The 15,760-nt window shown below is 71.2% G+C and carries 19 protein-coding genes; 10 read left to right on the plus strand and 9 right to left on the minus strand.

The features are described 5' to 3' along the window. The first annotated feature begins 3 nt into the window (after nucleotides 1–3). Nucleotides 4–291, plus strand: coding sequence for a DUF1416 domain-containing protein (locus AB0I16_RS03370; protein WP_062773190.1), 288 nt, complete (start codon nucleotides 4–6; stop codon nucleotides 289–291). Nucleotides 292–369: 78 nt separating this feature from the next. Here the strand turns inward: AB0I16_RS03370 and AB0I16_RS03375 are convergent, their stop codons facing one another. Both AB0I16_RS03375 and AB0I16_RS03380 read right to left on the minus strand, forming a co-directional pair. Next, entirely contained in the window at nucleotides 370–627 is a 258-nt protein-coding gene (locus tag AB0I16_RS03375) for a DUF3099 domain-containing protein (RefSeq protein WP_363247620.1), read from the minus strand. Between the two features lie 38 nt (nucleotides 628–665). Continuing rightward, nucleotides 666–1,028, minus strand: a complete 363-nt coding sequence (locus AB0I16_RS03380) for a DsrE family protein (RefSeq protein ID WP_363247621.1) — start codon at nucleotides 1,026–1,028, stop codon at nucleotides 666–668. 247 nt (nucleotides 1,029–1,275) lie between these two features. On the opposite strand from AB0I16_RS03380, the gene AB0I16_RS03385 reads away from it, so the two are divergent. The 3 genes from AB0I16_RS03385 to AB0I16_RS03395 all read left to right on the plus strand — a co-directional run bounded on the left by AB0I16_RS03385 (nucleotide 1,276) and on the right by AB0I16_RS03395 (nucleotide 3,340). Then, nucleotides 1,276–1,848 (plus strand): FABP family protein, encoded by a 573-nt coding sequence (locus tag AB0I16_RS03385; protein ID WP_363247622.1) that lies wholly within the window; start codon nucleotides 1,276–1,278, stop codon nucleotides 1,846–1,848. A 26-nt stretch (nucleotides 1,849–1,874) separates the two neighbouring features. Further along, complete coding sequence (locus AB0I16_RS03390; protein WP_363247623.1) at nucleotides 1,875–2,300, plus strand: transcriptional repressor; 426 nt, start codon at nucleotides 1,875–1,877, stop codon at nucleotides 2,298–2,300. Nucleotides 2,301–2,374: 74 nt separating this feature from the next. Further along, a complete protein-coding gene (locus tag AB0I16_RS03395; protein ID WP_363247624.1) occupies nucleotides 2,375–3,340 on the plus strand; it encodes a folate-binding protein in 966 nt (321 codons plus the stop codon). Between the two features lie 31 nt (nucleotides 3,341–3,371). Here the strand turns inward: AB0I16_RS03395 and dtd are convergent, their stop codons facing one another. Beyond that, entirely contained in the window at nucleotides 3,372–3,809 is a 438-nt protein-coding gene (gene dtd / locus AB0I16_RS03400; RefSeq protein WP_363247625.1) for a D-aminoacyl-tRNA deacylase, read from the minus strand. A 172-nt stretch (nucleotides 3,810–3,981) separates the two neighbouring features. Between dtd and AB0I16_RS03405 the strand changes: the two genes are divergently transcribed. Beyond that, nucleotides 3,982–4,596: an ABC transporter substrate-binding protein gene (locus AB0I16_RS03405; protein WP_363247626.1), complete on the plus strand. Its 615-nt coding sequence runs from the start codon at nucleotides 3,982–3,984 to the stop codon at nucleotides 4,594–4,596. A 157-nt stretch (nucleotides 4,597–4,753) separates the two neighbouring features. Here the strand turns inward: AB0I16_RS03405 and AB0I16_RS03410 are convergent, their stop codons facing one another. After that, nucleotides 4,754–4,939 (minus strand): hypothetical protein, encoded by a 186-nt coding sequence (locus AB0I16_RS03410; protein ID WP_363247627.1) that lies wholly within the window; start codon nucleotides 4,937–4,939, stop codon nucleotides 4,754–4,756. 228 nt (nucleotides 4,940–5,167) lie between these two features. Between AB0I16_RS03410 and AB0I16_RS03415 the strand changes: the two genes are divergently transcribed. Next, nucleotides 5,168–6,076 carry a GntR family transcriptional regulator gene (locus AB0I16_RS03415; protein WP_363247628.1) on the plus strand — a complete coding sequence of 303 codons (909 nt, stop codon included), beginning with the start codon at nucleotides 5,168–5,170 and terminating at the stop codon, nucleotides 6,074–6,076. Nucleotides 6,077–6,096: 20 nt separating this feature from the next. On the opposite strand, the gene AB0I16_RS03420 is transcribed toward AB0I16_RS03415, so the two are convergent. Then, nucleotides 6,097–6,285, minus strand: a complete 189-nt coding sequence (locus AB0I16_RS03420) for a hypothetical protein (RefSeq protein ID WP_363247629.1) — start codon at nucleotides 6,283–6,285, stop codon at nucleotides 6,097–6,099. A 125-nt stretch (nucleotides 6,286–6,410) separates the two neighbouring features. On the opposite strand from AB0I16_RS03420, the gene AB0I16_RS03425 reads away from it, so the two are divergent. Together AB0I16_RS03425 and AB0I16_RS03430 are read left to right on the plus strand one after the other, a co-directional pair. Then, nucleotides 6,411–7,313 (plus strand): winged helix-turn-helix domain-containing protein, encoded by a 903-nt coding sequence (locus AB0I16_RS03425; protein ID WP_363247630.1) that lies wholly within the window; start codon nucleotides 6,411–6,413, stop codon nucleotides 7,311–7,313. Nucleotides 7,314–7,391: 78 nt separating this feature from the next. Continuing rightward, nucleotides 7,392–8,111, plus strand: a complete 720-nt coding sequence (locus tag AB0I16_RS03430; protein WP_363247868.1) for an HAD-IA family hydrolase — start codon at nucleotides 7,392–7,394, stop codon at nucleotides 8,109–8,111. On the opposite strand, the gene AB0I16_RS03435 is transcribed toward AB0I16_RS03430, so the two are convergent. Beyond that, complete coding sequence (locus AB0I16_RS03435) at nucleotides 8,100–8,978, minus strand: hypothetical protein (protein ID WP_363247631.1); 879 nt, start codon at nucleotides 8,976–8,978, stop codon at nucleotides 8,100–8,102. The two genes, AB0I16_RS03430 and AB0I16_RS03435, sit on opposite strands and share 12 nt — an antisense overlap. 143 nt (nucleotides 8,979–9,121) lie before the next feature. After that, entirely contained in the window at nucleotides 9,122–9,907 is a 786-nt protein-coding gene (locus AB0I16_RS03440) for an HAD-IA family hydrolase (protein ID WP_363247632.1), read from the minus strand. A gap of 248 nt (nucleotides 9,908–10,155) precedes the next feature. Between AB0I16_RS03440 and AB0I16_RS03445 the strand changes: the two genes are divergently transcribed. Further along, on the plus strand, nucleotides 10,156–11,340 hold the full coding sequence (locus AB0I16_RS03445; RefSeq protein ID WP_363247633.1) for a phosphotransferase: 1,185 nt from the start codon (nucleotides 10,156–10,158) through the stop codon (nucleotides 11,338–11,340). Here the strand turns inward: AB0I16_RS03445 and AB0I16_RS03450 are convergent. Next, nucleotides 11,312–11,971: a TetR/AcrR family transcriptional regulator gene (locus AB0I16_RS03450; protein WP_363247634.1), complete on the minus strand. Its 660-nt coding sequence runs from the start codon at nucleotides 11,969–11,971 to the stop codon at nucleotides 11,312–11,314. The two genes, AB0I16_RS03445 and AB0I16_RS03450, sit on opposite strands and share 29 nt — an antisense overlap. A gap of 124 nt (nucleotides 11,972–12,095) precedes the next feature. Here AB0I16_RS03450 and AB0I16_RS03455 point away from each other — a divergent pair, with 124 nt between their 5' ends. After that, nucleotides 12,096–14,237 (plus strand): AAA family ATPase, encoded by a 2,142-nt coding sequence (locus tag AB0I16_RS03455; protein ID WP_363247635.1) that lies wholly within the window; start codon nucleotides 12,096–12,098, stop codon nucleotides 14,235–14,237. 12 nt (nucleotides 14,238–14,249) lie between these two features. On the opposite strand, the gene AB0I16_RS03460 is transcribed toward AB0I16_RS03455, so the two are convergent. Next, nucleotides 14,250–15,728: a penicillin-binding protein 2 gene (locus AB0I16_RS03460; RefSeq protein ID WP_363247636.1), complete on the minus strand. Its 1,479-nt coding sequence runs from the start codon at nucleotides 15,726–15,728 to the stop codon at nucleotides 14,250–14,252. Between the last annotated feature and the right edge of the window lie 32 nt (nucleotides 15,729–15,760).

Below are 15,760 nucleotides of genomic sequence, written 5' to 3' on the forward strand. Positions count from 1 at the left end.
GACATGTGTGGAGCAAAGGCCGGCGGCCCCGACGCTTCGACGATCAAGCCGGGCGAGACCACGATCCAGGGCCAGGTGACCCGCGACGGCGAGCCCGTCACCGGTTACGTGCGCCTGCTCGACTCGACCGGCGAGTTCACCGCCGAGGTGCCCACCTCGGCCACCGGGCAGTTCCGCTTCTACGCCGCCGAGGGCACGTGGACCGTCCGGGCGCTGATCCCCGGCGGCACGGCGGACCGTACGGTCGTCGCCCGGACGGGCGGTCTCGCGGAGGTCGCGATCGCGGTCTGATCCGCGCCGCGCAGTGATCGGCCGGAGGGCCGCGCCCCAGGGGGTTGGACGCCACTGGATCGGGGTGCGGCCCTCCGGCTACCGTGGCCGCCCGCCGTCCAGCTCGTCCCACCACTCGTCGGATTTCGCGTCCCCCGAGGGAGCGTCCCACCAGCGGTCGTCGGGGCCGCGGCGGTTCGCCGCCATGGCGGCCAGCGGGGGGATCACCATCGCCACGACGCACATCCCGACGGCGACGGGCATCGACCACAGCCGCACCACGCCCCACGCCAGGACGAACAGGGTGACGCACGTCCCCATCATGGCGAAGTACACATGGCGCCTTCGCGCGTACATGCAACCAGCGTACGACCGTGTCGGCCGGCCGTGCGGGCTCAGTAGACGAGCGCCTGGACCCCGTCCGTCATGGCCTCCTGCACGAACACCTGCGCGCCCGCGATCCGCACGCCCGCGAGGACGTCCTTCTCCGTGATGTCGCGCCGGGCGGCGCACTGCGTGCACAGCGTGACGCGGCCCGCCGCGAGGATCGAGTCGATGAGGTCGGGCAGCGGGGCGGCCTGCGGAAGCTCGAATTCCGCCGCGCGGCCCGGCAGCGCGAACCACGACGACTCGCCGGTCAGCCAGAGCGAGACCTCCACCCCGCTGGCCACGGCCACGGCCGCCACCGTGAAGGCCTGCGAGCAGCGCTCGGGGGCGTCGGTCCCGGCGGTCACCTTGATCACGAGCTTCTTCGCCATGGCCGCATCGTAAGGCCCCTCGCCAAGAGACACGGGCGCCGCCCGACTACAGTGGGACCGGCTCTGATACCTGCCCCGACCGCTCACCGAGGAGCACCCCGTGCTTGAGGCCTTCTTCTCCGCCCTGCTGGTTCTTGTCTGCGTCGGCGTTCTCGCCTTCGCCGGGCTCACCGTGAAGAAGCTGTACCAGGGCCAGCGCTGACCTCCACCCCGTCGCCCGACATCGAACAGATCGCCTGAGCTTCCCATGATCGAGATTCCGTCCGACCTGAACCCCGACCTCGTCCCCCTCGCCTTCCTCCTCGGCAACTGGGCGGGCGCGGGCGTCACCGACTTCCCCGGCGCCGAGAAGGCGAACTTCGGCCAGGAGGTCTCCTTCACGCACGACGGGCGCGACTTCATCGAGTACCGCTCGTACACCTGGGTGCTCGACTCCGAGGGCAACAAGGTCAAGCCGCTGGAGTCCGAGTCCGGCTTCTGGCGGATCGACAAGGACCGCAAGGTCGAGGTCGTGATGGTCCGCGACGACGGCGTCGTCGAGGTCTGGTACGGCGAGCTGGCCGACAAGAAGCCGCAGATCGACCTGGCCACGGACGCCGTCGCGCGCACCGCAGCCTCCGGCCCCTACACCGGCGGCAAGCGGCTCTACGGCTACGTGAAGGGCGACCTGATGTGGGTCGGCGAGAAGCAGACCCCCGAGGTGCCGCTGCGGCCGTACATGTCGGCCCAGCTCAAGAAGGTCGTCACGCCGGAGGAGGTCGCCGACATGGCGCGCAACCTCGGAGATCTGCCCGACGACGGCATCGCCTTCTTCAAGTAGACCCGAGTGGACCTAGAATCGAGGGCGTGGCGAGCACCGATTCCGACTGGAAGAGCGACCTGCGGCGGCGCGGCTACCGGCTGACGCCGCAGCGCCAGCTCGTCCTCGAAGCCGTCGACACCCTTGAGCACGCGACTCCCGACGACATCCTCTGCGAGGTCCGCAAGACGGCGTCGGGAGTCAACATCTCCACGGTCTACCGCACCCTTGAGCTCCTGGAGGAGCTCAAGCTGGTCTCCCACGCCCACCTGGGGCACGGCGCCCCGACGTACCACCTGGCGGACCGCCACCACCACATCCACCTGGTGTGCCGGGACTGCACGGGCGTCATCGAGGCGGACACGGAGGTCGCCTCGGAGTTCACCGCCAAGCTGCGCGAGACCTTCGGCTTCGACACCGACCTGAAGCACTTCGCGATCTTCGGGCAGTGCGCGGAGTGCCGCCGGAAATAGCGGGGCGCCGTCAGAAATAGCGGGGCGCCGCCAGAAATAAAAGCCGCGGCCCGTGGGTCGTAGTCTTTGTGAACATGAAGAGCCCCCTCTTGTCCCTGCCCGGCGCCGTCCCCGCCGAGGGCGTGGACGAAGGCGTCGCCGCCCACTACGGCGACCTGTTCCGCGAGCAGCGCGCCCTCGCCGACGGCACCGGTTTCGTCGACCTCTCGCACCGCGGTGTGGTCACCGTCACCGGCTCCGACCGGCTGAGCTGGCTGCACCTGCTGCTCACCCAGCACGTCAGCGAGCTGCCGGCGGGCCGGGCCACCGAAGCGCTGATCCTCTCCGCCAACGGCCACATCGAGCACGCCCTGTACCTCGTCGACGACGGCGAGACCATCTGGGCGCACGTCGAGCCCGGCACCCAGGACGCCCTCCTCGCGTACCTGGAGAGCATGAAGTTCTTCTACCGCGTGGAAGTCGCCGACAGGACGGACGACCACGCGGTCGTCCACCTGCCCGCGGGCTCGATCGCCGCCGTCCCCGAGGGCGTCGTCGTCCGCGAGACGCCGCACGGGCGCGATCTGTTCCTGCCGCGCGCGGACCTGGAGACGTTCGCGGAGGGGCACGGCCCGGCGGCCGGTCTCCTCGCGTACGAGGCGCTGCGAGTGGAGGCCCACAGGCCGCGCCTCGGCTTCGAGACCGACCACCGCACGATCCCGCACGAGCTGGGCTGGATCGGCACCGCGGTCCACCTGCAGAAGGGCTGCTACCGTGGCCAGGAGACCGTCGCCCGCGTCCACAACCTGGGGAAGCCGCCGCGCCGCCTGGTCTTCCTGCACCTGGACGGCAGCGACGTGCACCTGCCGCCCGCGGGGACGCCCCTGCACCTCGCGAGCGAGGGCGCCGAGGGCCGCAAGCTGGGCTTCGTGACGACCTCCGTACGCCACCACGAGCTGGGGCCGATCGCCCTCGCCCTGGTCAAGCGCAACGTCCCGGTGGACGCGGAGCTGATCGCGGGGGACACGGCCGCCGCGCAGGAGGTCGTGGTCGAGCCGTAGGCCGGGCCGCGGGCGGTTCCCCGGCCGGCGGTCACATCTCCAGCAGGACCGTGAACGGGCCGTCGTTCGTCAGGCCCACCCGCATCCGCGCCCCGAAGCGGCCGGTGGCCACCGTCGCGCCCAGCGAGCGGAGCTGGGCGACGACCTCGTCGACCAGGGGCTCGGCGACGTCGCCGGGGGCCGCCGCGTTCCAGGTGGGGCGGCGGCCCTTGCGGGCGTCCCCGTAGAGCGTGAACTGGCTGACGACCAGCAGCGGCGCGTCGACGTCGCTGCACGACCGCTCATCGGTGAGCATCCGCAGCGACCACAGCTTCGCGGCCATCCGCGCGGCCTTCTCCTTGGTGTCGTCGTGCGTGACGCCCACCAGGACGCACAGGCCCTCACCGCTGATCTCGCCCACCGTCTCGGGGCCGTCCTCGCCCTCGACGACCACGCTCGCACCGTCGACCCTCTGCACCACAGCTCGCATACGGCCATCATGCCGTGCGCCCCCGGGGCGGCCGGGCCGGGGCATCGGCGGCACTCGATCCCCCCATCCGGGGCCGATTCCGGGCACTCGCTCCCATAGCGGCCACTTCGAGTGGCACGATGCTCGCACGCGGTGTACCGCGTCGGCCGGTCGAGGGGACGGGTAGAGGCACATGAGCACACCAGGTGCGGGGCAGTCGCCCGGACGCATCATCTCGCTGCGGCGTACGACGGTTCCGCGTCCGCCCGCACAGCGCACGACGGGCCCGCTCCTGCCCGAGGTGCCGGAGCTCGACCTGGCCGCGCGGCGCCTGGCCGAGCTCCGCGGGCTGCGCAGGGCGGCGCAGCGGGACGAGGCCGACCTCAGTTATGTGCGGCGGCTGCTCCAGGGCCGCATCGACATCCTGCGGGCCGAGCTGGCGCGCCGGAAGGACCCGAGCGATCCGCAGGCCGCCGCGCCGGACGCGGCGGTCGTGGACCGGCTCTCGGAGATCCTCGCGGACGCCCCGGCCCGGCACCGCTCGTCGGCGCGGCACGTCACGCTCGGCACCCCGCAGGGCGAGGAGTACCGCCGCCTCGCCACGGACATGCTCGCCGAGGTCGAGCTCTCCGACCTGGCGGCGCGCACGGACGAGGAGCTGCACGCGGCCATGGGCCGCCTCGTCGGGTACGAACAGCAGGTCTCGCGCCGCCGCCAGCTCCTCCAGCGCACGGCGGACGACTGCAGCGCGGAGATCACCCGGCGCTACCGCGAGGGCGAGGCGCAGGTGGACGACCTCCTGGTGTGAGGACGGCGGGCGGAGGCGGCCCCCCCCTCCGCCGGGACGTGAGTGAGCCCCGGCTCCCCGTAGCCGGGAGCCGGGGCTCTTTCCATCGGCGGCCGACCGGACTCCCGGCTCCCCTCCGGATGGGAGCCCGGTCAACCGGGTCTGCGGTCGCGCCCGGTCAGTTCGACTGGGCGAGGAGCAGGACCAGGAGCGCGGCCCCTGCTCCGCTCAGCTTGGTGTTCCTGGCCTTGACCCCCACGGTGAGAAGAATGAAGGCGACGATTCCCAGCGGCCCGTACTTCCACTGGATGAGCTGCTCGAATCCGATGGCGAGGGCGGCGACGACGATGGCGATGAGCGGCATGGCGTTCCCTCCTTCGGGATCGGGGTGGCGGACCCCGTTCGGCTGGTGACCAACCGGTCGCCGACGACGGGACTTCGCGGCGGCGGCCGTGGGGTGGTGACCAAGCCCGGTGGGGGGCTGACCATGTCGCCCAAGTTGGCTACCAACTTCTCCTGGGTTATCTCCGCGAGAGTCGACTCATAACCACCTTCCTGACAACTCCCGGAAGATGGCGCGAAGTTGTACCGTTTGGTTGTGACTACGGACCACGTCCCGGTCAACGGGAACAAGAAGCGGCAGCGCTCCCACCGCGAGGTGGCGGAGGTCCTGCGCGAGCGCATCAGGTCCGGGTCCCTGCGGCCGGGTCAGCGCATGCCCACGCAGGCGGAACTGGCCGACGAGTTCGGCGTCGAACGCGGTGCCGTACGGGAGGCGCTGCGCATACTGCACCGTGAGCACCTCCTGTCCAACGTGTCCAAGGGCAGCCCCGCGACGGTCGCGGAGGCGTCCGAGCGCGGGCCCGCCGACCCCGGCGCGGTGCGCCCGCAGCCGACGATGGTGGGGCTCGCGCCCCGTATCGCGGCCGCCTTCGAGGCGCCTCACGTGGAGATCGACGCACTGTGCCTGACATCGATCTCACTGACCATGGCGATCGGTGAACCGCTCCGGCAGATACACGCCGGACAGCTGAAACCGGCCAAGGTCGACGTCCGGGTGCTGCTGCCCAGCCGCGCCATCGACCTCGCCTTCCCCACGCCGGTCGACGACCGGGACGACGAGGGCGGCGAGGTGCACCGCCGGTGGCTCGACCAGCGCAACGCGCAGGGGCAGGTCCTGCGCCACAACCTCCGGATGCTGCGCACGTCGCACGGCATCGACGTGTCCGTGTGCTTCCGGGCGCTGCCGTTCACGCCGCCGGTGAAGCTGTACCTGCTCAACGGCTCGGAGGCGCTCTTCGCGTACTACACGCTGGCCAAGCGGGGCGAGGAGATCGGCAAGGAGTCCCTGGAGATGTACGACGCGCAGGGCACGCAGTCGATGCTCTTCCCCTTCCACCAGGGGGACGGGCTGCGGGACACGACGTTCGTGGAGCAGTCCCACCTGTGGTTCAACGCGCTGTGGAACACGATCAGCCAGGACCTGGACCTCGTGGGCTGAGGCCGGTCACGGGCCGGTGGTCACAGGGCGGGACCGGTCACCATCAGGGCGAGGACGCCGGCGCCGACGGAGCTGCAGGCCGGGCTCTTCGCCTTGACCCCGATGGTCAGCAGGAGGAGCCCGACGATGCCCATCGGACCGTACTTCCACTGCACGAGCTGTTCGACGGCGACGGCGGCCACGGCTGCGAGGAGGGCTATGACGGGCATGGTGGTGCCTCCTTCTGCCATCTTGGGTGAGTTGGCAACCAACTCTGCTTAGGATGTCCCCACTTGGCGAGCCGGAATAAACAACTCACTTGCAACTCCCGCGAGATGGCGAGGGGTTGTATCGTTTGGTGGTGACCCAGGAGAACGTTGCAGTGAACGGCAGCAGAAAGCTCTCACCCCAGGACATCGCCGACACCCTGCGCGAACGCATCCGGGCCGGCCAGCTCAGAGCCGGCGACCGCCTGCCGACCCAGGCCGAGCTGGCCGAGGAGTTCGGCGTGGAGCGCGGCACCGTGCGGCAGGCGATGAAGAAGCTCCAGAGCGAAGGGCTGCTCTCCAACGTCAGCAAGGGCAGCCCGCCGCGGGTCGCCGAGGCGGGCCCCGCGCCCGTGAGCCAGGGCCCGCAGCCGTCCATGGTCGCGCTCGCCCCACGCCTCGCGGCGGCGTTCGCGGAGCCGCAGGTGCGGATCGACGTCGTGTCGTACACCGCGGAGACCCTGATGATCGCCCTGGGGGAGCCGGTCCGCCTCATCCACGAGGGCCGCATCCGCCCCGAATCCATCTCCGTACGCATCCTGCTGCCCAGCAGCGACATCACGCTCGCCTTCCCCGTGCCGGTCGAGGCCGACCCCGCGAGCACGGAGCGCCTCCACCGCCGCTGGCTGGCCCAGCGCAACGCCCAGGGCCAGGTGCTCCGCCACAACCTCCGCGCCCTGCGCTCCTCCCACGGCATCGACGTCTCGGTGCAGTTCAGGGCGCTGCCGTTCACGACGCCGGTGAAGCTGTACCTGGTGAACGGCAAGGAGGCGCTGCTGGCCTACTACACGCTCGGGCGCGAACAGGTCCTCCTGGACGACGCGAGCGGCGCCGAGGCGATGGACATGTACGACGCCGGCGGCATCACGGCCCCCCTGTTCTCCTTCGAGAAGGCGGGGCCGGCCTCACGTGACGCCACGTTCGTCGACGAGTCGCAGAAGTGGTTCGACGCCCTCTGGGCAACCATCACCTCGGACCTGACACTCTCTTAGGTGAACTCAGACGCGACGCCGTCGGACGCGGCACAGGGACAGCGGGCGGAGCGAGCGGCGGCGGAGGCGCGGGCCGCGGTGGCGGCGGCGGAGGCGCGGGCCGCCGGGGAGCTGATCACCCGGGCGCGCTTCGCCCTCCTCGACTTCGACGGCCCCATCTGCAGACTCTTCGCCGGGCACTCCGCGCCACACATCGCCGAGGCACAGATCGGCTGGCTGGCCGAGCGGGGGCTGCACGGGCTCCTGACGGACGACGTGCGCGGGGAACGGGACCCCTTCCAGGTGCTGCGCGCGGTCGACGCGAGATACCGGGGCAGCGATCTCGTGACCGAGCTGGAGGAGAGGCTGACCCAGCAGGAACTGCGGGCGGCGGGGAGCGCCTGGCCGACCCCCTACGCCGACTCGGTCATACGGACCTGGTCGGCCGTCGGCACGCGGCTCGCCATCGCGACGAACAACTCCCCGCGGGCGGTGACCCGCTACCTCGGCCTCCGCGGCCTGACCCCCTGCTTCGCCCCCCACATCTACGGCCGCACGTCCCGCCTCGACCTCCTCAAGCCCGACCCGCACTGCCTGCGCAGGGCGATGAGCGCGATGGGCGCGGCCCCCGCCGAGACGGTGATGATCGGCGACACCCCCTCGGACTGCCGCGCCGCCCGCCGGGCAGGCGTCGGCTTCGTGGGCTTCGCCCGCAACGAGACCAAGGCCGCCCTGCTCCGCGAGGCGGGCGCGGAGGCCCTGGTGTCCGGGTGGGAGCCGGTGCGCGATCAGTTGTGGAGCAGGGGCTCAGTGAGGTGAGCCGGACGCCGAGGGCGGCCGGGGCGGCTCCCAGACCGGGTTCCGTATCACCGGCGTGGCGGGCTTCACCCGGTCGAGCACGTCCCAGAGGTTCTGGAACCACTCCAGGTGGGACCGCGCGACCTGCCGCGTCGTCTTCGTACCGCTCCGCACGGTCCACCCGAAGTACCGCGCGTCCCCGTGCTTGATCCCGAGCCCGGCGGCATCGAGGAAGTCGTACACACGGCCGTCCCTCTCGAAGGTGCTCTCCTCGATCCCGTACCAACCGTGGAAGACGCGCTCCTCGTTGAGGATGTACAGCTTCGCCTGGGGGCCGTGCGGTGACTCCCGTACCTCGCACTCGATGGTGATGCGGTGGTCGTGCCGCCGGATGCGGTCGAGCAGCGCGCGCAGTTCGCGCCAGTACTTGAGGGTGTAGTCCTCGCGCATCCGCCGGCGGTTCTCCTCCGAGTCGCCGAACACCACGCGATCGGACCCGTCGGGGTGAGGGCTCAGCGCTCCCGGGAGGTTCATCGGGAGGTCGAGGTGGGCGACGATGATGCGCAGCCTCACGCGCTTCGGTCTGATCGTGCCGTCCGCCACGCCCATGAGCGGGTCTCTGATGAGGCCGTAGAGCGTCTCCATGGTGAAGCCGGAGAAGTAGATGTCGACGTGCGGTTCCTGGAAGGCCTCGTGGACGGGGCCGTTGAGTTCGCTCAGGGTCCTGAGCACGTCGACGCCGGAATCCTCCCGCTCTCCGGTATCGCTGATGGCGTCGAAGAGTATGAGCGCCACCACCGCCGCGAACGACCCGCCGAGGAACTGCTGCCCCTGCAAGGCGTCGCCGACGGGTTCAATGAGTTCGGCGGCCACTCCGAGCACGGCCACGGACGACAGCAGCCATTTGACGAGGCGTGGTCTCAGATCCGCCAGCCGTTCCCGTAACGCGGTGAGTGCCGACGGATCGGCGCGTCCCCCCGGATTGCGCGCGGCCAATCTCAACCCCCTGGTGTCGACGCACCATCATGGCGTCATGATCCGTGGGGCGGAAGGGTCCGAGGGGCGGCCGGGAGTGCTTCCGCGGCGGTGAGGACGGGCCGGAGCGACGTGCCGGCCCAAGCGGCGTGCTCAGCGCGCATCCGCCGGGCTACGGCGGTGCTCCTGGCGTACCCGAGGAAAGGGACGCCGGCGCGGTGCGCGGCTTCCAGGTCGGTCGGCTGGTCCCCCACCAGCAGGCAGTCCTCCGGCGATACGCCGAGGAAGCCGACGGCCAGGTCGACGCACCGGGGGTGGGGCTTCATGTGGCGGAGTTCGTGGGGATCGCGGCCGAACACGCCCTCGAAGCGGGGGGAGAGTCCCGCGCGGCCGAGGAAGGCACGCACCGGTCCCTCGGCGTTGTTGCTGACGACGACGAGGCGCTTGCCCCGGTCGCGCAGCGTGGACAGCAAGGACGTGATGCCGGCCTCCGGCCGGGCCTTCCGGACGGCCCGGTACTCGTGGGCGGTGACGATGCCCTCGACGAGTTCCAGCGTCTTCTGCGCCTCGGCGTCCGGCCTGTCCTCGGGGAACACCTCGTCCCTGAGGAGGTGGAGGAGCCCGTGCGAGTCCTGTGACGCCCGGACCGAGGGAGGCAGCCGCACGCGGCGGTCCGCCAGGAGGTCCTTCATCTCGGCGGCGACGGGAGCCGTCGGGTAGTCCGCGAAGAAGCGCGTGACGGGACCGTCGAAATCGAAGAGCAGAGCTTGGGAACGTGCCAGGAGACCGGTCAGTACGTCCCTGTCCGGGGAGCCGTCGTCCTCGGGCCTCTGGAGAGTCATCCCAGTCAGTGTGGACCACGCCGGATCGCCGGGCCAGCGAGTCCCTCGGGCGCCCATCGGCGAGCGGGCGCCCGGACGTGTGAACGTGCGCCCGGACGTGTGAACGTGCGCCCGGACGTGTGAACGTGCGGTCACCTCTGGGGGTTGTGTTGCCGGACAGTTGAGAACAACGGCGGTGGCACAGTCGATCACAGTAGTAGCCTGCTCCCCTTCCGCACCGTAGGGTCAGTCCTGGCTGAGAGCACGCTATGCCACCATCCGCAGCGCCCACCTCGGCGCGCGAACTCGCCGCTCGGGTCAGTGGCGACGAGACGTTCCTCGTCGGACCCCTCAAGGGCTACCACCACGAGACCTACGTGTTCCCGCTGCCGGACGAGCCCGGGATGACGGGAAGCGGCCGCTGGAAGTGCCGTGAGCCCCGCAAGGATCTCCTCCATTTCGACCGGCGCTGCTTCAGGTCGGAGGAGGAACTGCTGCGGGCGCTGCACGGCCGCATCAGCAGGATTCCCGAGATCATCGATGTCGGCGAGTGCGGGCTTCAGCGGTTCATCGAGGGCACCACCCTCGGTTCACGCCACGCGTTCGTCGACGTCATTCCGCGGCACCTGCTCGCCCAGATCACGGAACTCTTCGGCGAACTGGGCCGGGTCGACCACCACGAGCTGAAAGCAGGACGCGAATGCGCCGCGGAGGACCGGCCGGCCGACGGGGACACGGCGGGGTTCCTTGAGCGGCTGATCTGCTTCACCGAGGAGAGGGTCTACCTCGGCAACGCACGGAGATTCGGCGGACTGTTCCACTCGCTCGGCATCAGGCCCGACTGCTTCGTGAGGCTCCGGGAACGCGTCGCGGGAATGAGCGGCCGGCCCTTCTCACTGCTCCACGGGGACCTGCACAGAGAGAACTTCATCGTCGATCCCGAAGGTCGGCTCTGGACCATCGACTGGGAACTGGCGATGATCGGCGACCCGCTGTACGACCTGGCCACCCATCTGTATCTCATGCGGTACCGGCCGGACCAGGCAACCGACGTCATCCGCTCCTGGTGCCATGCCGTCGACGACGCGAGGCCGGGAAGCTCCGACAACTGGGAGGACGACCTGCCCCGCCTCCTCGACTACAAGAGAGCGCAGTCGGTCTTCACGGACGCCATCCGCGCCTCGCTCACCCTGGACCTGCGGCAGGGCTTCGCCGACCGTTCGCTCTTCAGGGCCGCCGAGAAGATCCGTACCGTCCTGGCCGCCGCAGGGCCCGTGCTCGGCATGACGAGTGTGCCCGCCCGGCCCCGCATCGTGGAGGCGCTGAGGAAGTGGTCGTACGCCGACGAGAGCAGTCGCGTGCCGACGCGGCGCGGGCGGAGCGGCGGGCCGGTGCGAGCAGCGGCCCCGGGCGTGGGCGGCGCTGTCAGGCGTAGCGCGCCAGCCCCGACCTGAGCTGGGCGAACGCCCTGTTCGCCGAGGTCACCGCGTCCGGCCACACCTCGGCCGCGCTCTCGCCCGCCCTGATCCTGCGCATGTTCTCCTCCGCGAGAATCCGCCGGACGGCCACGATCTGGCCGGCGGCGAGGCGGGCTTCGAGGGGGTGGCCGCCGTGGGCGGTGAGCAGGGCTTCGGCGAGGGCGCTCTCGGTGCGGTCCTGGTAGGCGTACAGGCGGGCGACCAGGGCCGGGGTGCCGTAGAGGAGCCGCAGGTAGGAGAGGACTCCGGGGGCGTCGTTGAGGCCGGTCACCGGGTCGTGGCGTTCCAGGCCGTCCAGGAAGTGGCGCTGCAGCGCGTCGAGCGCGGGCCGCTTGGCGGGGCGGTCGGCGACCACGCGGGCGGCCTCCTCCTCGTGGTCGGCGAAGCGGTGGAGGACCAGGTCCTCCTTGGAGGCGAAGTAGCGGAAGAGGGTCGGCTTGGAGATCTCGGCCGCTGCCGCCACCTCCGCGACGGACACCTTGTCGTAGCCCTTGTCGAGGAAGAGGGCGATCGCCGCCTCGGAGATCGCCTGGTAGCGCTGCGCCTTCTTGCGCTCGCGCAGGCCGGGGGAGGGGGCGCCGCCGCCGTTGTCGGCTTCCGTGGTCATGGGGTGAGTCTAGGCGGCCGGGTGAGACTCGGTTACGGATATAGACGTTACCGGGTTATGTCCGTACCAAGGGGTCAATCGTTACTCGGTTACGAACGTTACCTGGTTGCGTTAGTCTCGCCCCATGAGCGCCCGCCCCGCGACCACGACCTCCGCCAACACGACCCCCACGACTGCCCTCGCCGAGGAGCGCCGGTACCACGACACCTGCCGCGCCGCCCTCCGCGGCATGGTCGAAGGCGCCCAGGAGCGCGTCCTCACCGGCGCCGACGTGTCCGCGTCGGGGGCCGACGCCGAAGTGCTCGGATACCAGTTCCGCAGCCACGCCAGAGCCCTCCGGGAGCTGCCCGAGGCGCCGCTGTTCTTCGGGCGGCTCGACTTCGGGGAGGAGGGGGCCGGGGAGCACCGGCGGCAGCGGTACTACATCGGGCGGCTGCGCATCACCGAGGACCCCGCGGCGCCGCCGCTGGTGGTCGACTGGCGGGCGCCCGTCTCGCGGGCGTTCTACCAGGCCGGTGCCCGCGACCCGCAGGGCGTCGCCGTCCGGCGGCGGTTCGGCTGGGCCCCCGGCAGCAAGGGCGACTCCGCCGACCTCACCGGCATGGAGGACGAACCCCTCGGCGAAGGGGGGCCCGCGGCACAGGCCCACCCGCACGGCAGCCGCAGCCGCAGCCGCATCGTTGCTCATGAGATCGAGCGGCCCCGCGTCGGCCCCATGCGGGACATCGCCGCCACCATCCAGCCCGACCAGGACGACCTCGTACGCGGGGAACTCGCCGCCTCCCTCTGCGTCCAGGGCGCCCCCGGCACCGGCAAGACCGCCGTGGGGCTGCACAGGGCGGCGTATCTGCTCTATACGCACCCCCAGCGCGTACGGCGTTCCGGGATGCTCGTCCTCGGGCCCAACCGCACCTTCCTGCGCTACATCGCCGAGGTGCTGCCCTCGCTCGGGGAGAGCGGCGTGCGGCAGTCCACCGTGGCGGACGAGGTCGGGCGGCACCCCGTGCGCGCCCGTGACGACGAGGCCGCCGCGGTCGTCAAGCACGACGTCCGCATGGCCGAGGTGCTGCGCCGCGCGCTCTACTCCCGCGTCACGCCGCCCACCGATGACCTCGCGGTGCCCGACGGCTCGTACCGCTGGCGGGTGCCGCTCGGCGAACTGGCGCGCGTCGTCGCGGACGTGCGGGCCGAGGAGCCGCCGTACGCCACCGGGCGTGAGCGGGTGCGCAGCCGGGCCGTGCGGCTCGTGCGGGAGCAGGCCGAGCGGCGTTCGGGACCGCGCGGCGGCACCTGGCTGCGGAAGGTCTCCGGGGCCCGCGCCGTCACCGCGTTCGTCGACGGGAGCTGGCCCAAGGTCAGGGCCGACGAATTCCTCGCGGGGCTGCTCGCCGACCCGGCGGCGCTGGCCGAGGCCGCGGACGGCCTCCTCGACGCCGACGAGCAGCGGGCGATCCGCTGGGCCGGGCCCCCGCGCTCGTACAGGTCGGCGAGGTGGACCGCCGCCGACCTCGTGCTGATGGACGAGATCGAGGGGCTGCTCGAACGGCCCGCGGGGTACGCGCACATCGTCGTGGACGAGGCGCAGGACCTCTCGCCGATGGAGTGCAGGGCCATCGCGCGCAGGGCGGACTTCGGCTCGCTGACGGTACTCGGCGATCTGGCGCAGGCCACGACGCCCTGGGCGGCCCGCGGCTGGCCCGAGCTGCTCGGCCACCTCGGGAAGCCGCAGGCCGAGGTCGCCCGGCTGACCACCGGGTTCCGCGTGCCGCGGGCGGTCATCGGGCTCGCCAACCGGCTGCTGGGACAACTGGACGTCGACGTGCCGCCCGCGCGTTCACTGCGCGACGACGGGGAGCTGACCGTCCGCGAGGTGCGGGACGTGGTGCCCGCCGCGGTCGAGGCCGTGCGCGCGGCGCTGGGGCGGGAGGGCTCCATCGGGGTCATCGCCGCCGACGGCTCGGCCGAGCGGCTGCGCGCGGCCCTCACCACCGCCGGCATCGCGACGTCGCACCCCGACGGGGCGGCGGACCCCGACGAGACCGCGAGCCCCGACGAGACCGCGGACCCCGACGAACCGGGGGCGCGCGTGACCGTCCTGCCCGCCTCGCTCGCCAAGGGCCTGGAGTACGACCACGTCGTCGCCGTCGAACCCGCCGAGATCGCGGAGGCCGAGCGGCGCGGACCGCACCGGCTGTACGTCGTGCTGACGCGCGCCGTCTCCCGCCTCGACGTACTGCACAGCAGGCCGCTCCCCTGGGAGGAGTGAGGGATGCCCTGCTCAGCGCTCCAGGACCGCCTCCATGACCGCCTTGGCGATCGGCGCGCCCAGCTTGCCGCCCGCGATCTCCGAGCGGGGGATGTCCATGTTGGACGGGTCGACGAAGACCGCGACGGCGACCGGTGACTCGTCGCCGCCGGGGGACTTGGCGTAGGAGACGAACCAGGCGTACGGCCGCTCGTCGTTGACGTCCGCGCCGTGCTGCGCGGTGCCGGTCTTGCCGCCGACCGTGACGCCGTCGATCCGCGCCTTGTTCGCGGTGCCGTTCTCGACGGTGTTCTCCATCATCTCCTGCACCTTCTCCGCGGTGTCCTCGGAGACGGCCTGGTTGAGATCGTCCGGCTCGGCCTTCTCGATCGTGGAGAGGTCCGGGCCGCGCAGCTCCTCGACCATGTACGGCTTCATGACCTTGCCGTCGTTGGCGAGGCCCGCCGTGACCATCGCCATCTGGAGGGGAGTGCTGGTCAGGCTGCCCTGGCCCATGCCGGTCAGCGCGGTCTGCGGCTTGTCGAGGTCCTTCGGGTAGCTGCTCGCGACCGCGCGTACGGGGACGTACTGCTGGGCGTTGAAGCCGAACTGCTCCGCCGTCTCGCGCATCTTGTCCTTGCCGACCTTGTCCGCGATGTCGAGGAAGACGTTGTTGCAGGACCACTGCATGCCGGTCTTCATCGAGACCTTGTCGCAGTTGGAGTCGGGCACGTCGTTGCCGATGCGGGTGGAGCTGAGGGGCAGTTTGTACGGGGTCTCGGCGCCGGTCGGCTTCTCGATGTCCGTCACGACGCCGTGCTCCAGGGCGGCGGCCGCGGTGAGGATCTTGAACGTGGAGCCGGGCGGGTAGATCTCGCGCAGCGCGCGGTTGCTCAGCGGCTTGTCCTTGCGCCGGTCGAGCCGCTTGAACTCGCGCCCCTCCGCCGCCGAGATGCCCGCGAAGACCGAGGGGTCGTACGAAGGGGTGCTGGCCAGGGCGAGCACCTTGCCGGTGCGGGGGTCGAGCGCGACGACGGCGCCCTTGGCGTTCAGCTTCACCAGACCGTCGTACGCGGCCTTCTGGGCCTTGGGGTCGATGGTGGTGACGACGTCGCCGCCCTGCTGCTTCTCGCCGGTCAGCATGTCCAGGGTGCGCTTGATGAAGAGCCGGTCGTCGTTGCCGCTGAGGATGCCGTTGTGGACGCCCTCCAGGAAGGTGGCGCCCTGGGCCTGCGAGAAGTAGCCCGTCACCGGCGCGTACATCGGGCCCTCCTTGAAGGTCCGCTTGTACGCGAAGTCGGTGCCGGACGTCTTCTTCGAACCGGTGATGGACTTGCCGCCGACGATGATGTCGCCGCGGGGGTGCGAGAACGCCTCGATCTGCACGCGGCGGTTCTTCTCGTGGTTCGCCAGCTTGTCGTTCTGCGCGAACTGCACCCAGGTCGCCCGCAGCAGCAGTGCCAGGGTGAGGATTCCGCAGAAGACGGCTATGTGCCGCAGCGGACGGTTCATGGTGGCTTCCCCCGGGTGCCGGCGACGGTCGG

The organism is Streptomyces sp. NPDC050703 (assembly GCF_040654435.1).
Lineage (GTDB): Bacteria > Actinomycetota > Actinomycetes > Streptomycetales > Streptomycetaceae > Streptomyces.

Excerpts from the sequence above, each read along its gene's own strand:
- AB0I16_RS03370 (WP_062773190.1), top strand. The coding sequence starts at position 4 with ATGTGTGGAGCAAAGGCCGGCGGCCCCGACGCTTCGACGATCAAGCCG.
- AB0I16_RS03375 (WP_363247620.1), bottom strand. The coding sequence starts at position 627 with ATGTACGCGCGAAGGCGCCATGTGTACTTCGCCATGATGGGGACGTGC.
- AB0I16_RS03380 (WP_363247621.1), bottom strand. The coding sequence starts at position 1,028 with ATGGCGAAGAAGCTCGTGATCAAGGTGACCGCCGGGACCGACGCCCCC.
- AB0I16_RS03385 (WP_363247622.1), top strand. The coding sequence starts at position 1,276 with ATGATCGAGATTCCGTCCGACCTGAACCCCGACCTCGTCCCCCTCGCC.
- AB0I16_RS03395 (WP_363247624.1), top strand. The coding sequence starts at position 2,375 with ATGAAGAGCCCCCTCTTGTCCCTGCCCGGCGCCGTCCCCGCCGAGGGC.
- dtd (WP_363247625.1), bottom strand. The coding sequence starts at position 3,809 with ATGCGAGCTGTGGTGCAGAGGGTCGACGGTGCGAGCGTGGTCGTCGAG.
- AB0I16_RS03405 (WP_363247626.1), top strand. The coding sequence starts at position 3,982 with ATGAGCACACCAGGTGCGGGGCAGTCGCCCGGACGCATCATCTCGCTG.
- AB0I16_RS03410 (WP_363247627.1), bottom strand. The coding sequence starts at position 4,939 with ATGCCGCTCATCGCCATCGTCGTCGCCGCCCTCGCCATCGGATTCGAG.
- AB0I16_RS03420 (WP_363247629.1), bottom strand. The coding sequence starts at position 6,285 with ATGCCCGTCATAGCCCTCCTCGCAGCCGTGGCCGCCGTCGCCGTCGAA.
- AB0I16_RS03440 (WP_363247632.1), bottom strand. The coding sequence starts at position 9,907 with ATGACTCTCCAGAGGCCCGAGGACGACGGCTCCCCGGACAGGGACGTA.
- AB0I16_RS03445 (WP_363247633.1), top strand. The coding sequence starts at position 10,156 with ATGCCACCATCCGCAGCGCCCACCTCGGCGCGCGAACTCGCCGCTCGG.
- AB0I16_RS03450 (WP_363247634.1), bottom strand. The coding sequence starts at position 11,971 with ATGACCACGGAAGCCGACAACGGCGGCGGCGCCCCCTCCCCCGGCCTG.
- AB0I16_RS03455 (WP_363247635.1), top strand. The coding sequence starts at position 12,096 with ATGAGCGCCCGCCCCGCGACCACGACCTCCGCCAACACGACCCCCACG.
- AB0I16_RS03460 (WP_363247636.1), bottom strand. The coding sequence starts at position 15,728 with ATGAACCGTCCGCTGCGGCACATAGCCGTCTTCTGCGGAATCCTCACC.